4 protein-coding genes are annotated in these 2,216 nt (G+C 71.0%); 3 read left to right on the forward strand and 1 reads right to left on the reverse strand.

The window, feature by feature from the left end; all coding sequences use genetic code 11:
* Together D7V97_RS42485 and D7V97_RS45120 are read left to right on the forward strand one after the other, a co-directional pair.
* Positions 1–663 (forward strand): hypothetical protein (locus D7V97_RS42485; protein WP_120616207.1); only part of this gene is annotated, 663 nt, incomplete at its 5' end.
* Between the two features lie 175 nt (positions 664–838).
* A complete protein-coding gene (locus tag D7V97_RS45120; protein WP_158623574.1) occupies positions 839–988 on the forward strand; it encodes a hypothetical protein in 150 nt (49 codons plus the stop codon).
* A 111-nt stretch (positions 989–1,099) separates the two neighbouring features.
* On the opposite strand, the gene D7V97_RS42490 is transcribed toward D7V97_RS45120, so the two are convergent.
* On the reverse strand, positions 1,100–1,390 hold the full coding sequence (locus tag D7V97_RS42490; protein ID WP_120616208.1) for an FYDLN acid domain-containing protein: 291 nt from the start codon (positions 1,388–1,390) through the stop codon (positions 1,100–1,102).
* A gap of 141 nt (positions 1,391–1,531) precedes the next feature.
* Between D7V97_RS42490 and D7V97_RS42495 the strand changes: the two genes are divergently transcribed.
* Positions 1,532–2,216 (forward strand): GYF domain-containing protein (locus D7V97_RS42495; RefSeq protein ID WP_120616209.1); only part of this gene is annotated, 685 nt, incomplete at its 3' end.

The raw sequence follows: 2,216 nt of genomic DNA on the forward strand, positions 1-2,216 counted from the left end.
GAAATCGAGGGGCGGGTGCGACTGACGGGTACTCCCCCCGCGGCCTCCACCGGGCCCACCTCGGCCACCGTGGCCCACGTCTGCGGCGACCAGGCGCAAGACCGGTCGCTCGTCGTGGGAGGGGAGGGCGCCCTGGCCCATGCCGTCGTCTCGCTCCAGGACGGCGCGGCGTTGCCCGCCCCGGAGACGCAGCCCCCGACGCCCGTGCTGGACCAGAAGCAGTGCCACTACGAGCCCCCGGCGCTCGCCGCCCGCGCGGGCACCGAGGTGGTGCTGCGCAACTCCGACCCCCTGGTGCACAACGTGCGCGCCCAGGCCGGGGCCAACCGCTCCGTCTTCAACGTGGCCATGCCGCTGGAGGGGATGACGCTGCGCCGCCCCCTGCCCGCCGAGCCCGGCACCGTGCAGGTCCGCTGCGACGTGCACCCCTGGATGCACGCGGTGGTCCGCACCTTCGACCACCCGTACTTCACCACCACCACCCCGGACGGGCGCTTCCGGCTCCGGGTGCCCGAGGGCTCCCACACGCTCGCCTTCTGGCACGAGCGGCTGCCCGGCTCCTCCAAGACGGTCACCGTCCGGGCCGGAGAGACCGTCCAGGTGGAGCAGACCTGGGATGTCGCTGCGCTGCGTCAGGGCGCCGCGGTGCGCGAAGGCCCCTGAGCCGCGTCATGCCCTGGAGGGTGGGGCCTAAATTATCGGCCTCCAAGGACGTCTTGAATGGTGGGAACTACAATCCCTGGTCAATTTTCTGTCTTGGTGGCAAAATTGCCGCCTCGGAAGATGTAAGCTTCCGAACACGGGGGGACACACCATGCACCAGCCCAGGAAACAACCGATGGCGCCGAGCGAAGCCGACCGGGTGACCGGTGGGGTCCGCCGCAAGGGAGCCCGGCCCGTGGGGATGCAGGAGATGGGTCCCGGCCTCTACGAGCAGATCCGCCAGGTGCTGACCGAGCTGTCGGTGGCGTCCTCGCCCCGGCGCTGAGCCGCACCGCGTTGCCCCCGGCCTTGAAGCCCGGGGGCACCCTGCAAAAGCAACGGGGCCCACCCGAGCAGTTCGGGGGGCCCCGGAAGATGCAAACCGCAGGAAAGAACCCTACAGGTCCTCGTCCTCGGCCGGCTCGGCGGGCGTCTCGGCGTCCTCGTCCTCGAAGGCTTCGAGACCTTCCTCGTCCTCCTCGGCGGCGGGAGTCTCCTCCGGCTCCGGCTCGATGACCTTCGGAGCCGCCGCCAGACGACCGCGCCGGCCCTCAGGGGCCTTGGGCACGACGTTCTCCCGCTGATCCGCCCCGCACTTGGGGCAGATGGGGTCCGGCTTCTTCATGTCGTAGAACTTCGTCGCGCACTTGTAGCAGACGTGCTTGTTCCCGAGATCCTTCGCCGGCATCCGCCACCCTCATCAAAGGCTAGAGAAAAAAGGGAGGGCGGCTGAATAGTTGGGCGGACGGACAGAGTCAACCGTGTGTTTGCGTGGGGGATTTCTGGCGGTAGCATCCCCGCCGGTTTCCCCCGAGAGCCGGACTCCCCCTTGAACTTCACCTGCGACAATTGCCAGAAGCGGTACTCCATTGCGGACGAGAAGGTCCGCGGCAAGACGGTCAAGGTCCGTTGCAAGAACTGCCAGAACGTCATCACCGTTGAAGGTCCCGCCGAGGAGGAGAACACCCGCGTGGTGTCGCTCGCCGACGTGGAGCGCATCCGGGCCCAGGAGCGGTCGCTCGCGGGTGGCCCTGCCGCGCCCGCCGCCGCCGCCGTGGCGCCGGCTCCCCTGTCCCGTCCTCCCGTGTCGGCCCCGCAGACTCCCTGGGACGACGAGCCCACGCGCACCGCTCCGCCCCGTCAGACGGCGGGCGCGCCCTGGTTCGTGATGGTCCGCAACAAACAGGAGGGCCCCCTGGACGAGGCGGCCGTGGCCGAGTGGATGGCCGCGGGCACCATCAGCGCGCGCAGCTTCTTCTGGCGCCAGGGCATGCCGGACTGGAAGCGGGGTTCGGACATCCCGGAGCTGGCGGCGCTGTTCGCCCCCGCCTCGCCGCCCGAGCCTCCGCCGGCTCCGCCCGAGCCGGTGTTCGTGGCCACGGCGCCTCCGCCGCGAGCCGCTTGTCGCCCTGCGCTTCGGCCACGCGCGCGCGGGCCTCCAGCGCGGTCGCGAGCCCGGCCAGGTCCGCGCGCTTGCGCTGCAGCGCGCACAGCTCGCCCAGCGCCGGCAGGTC

This window comes from Corallococcus sp. CA053C, from assembly GCF_003611675.1.
Classification (GTDB): domain Bacteria; phylum Myxococcota; class Myxococcia; order Myxococcales; family Myxococcaceae; genus Corallococcus.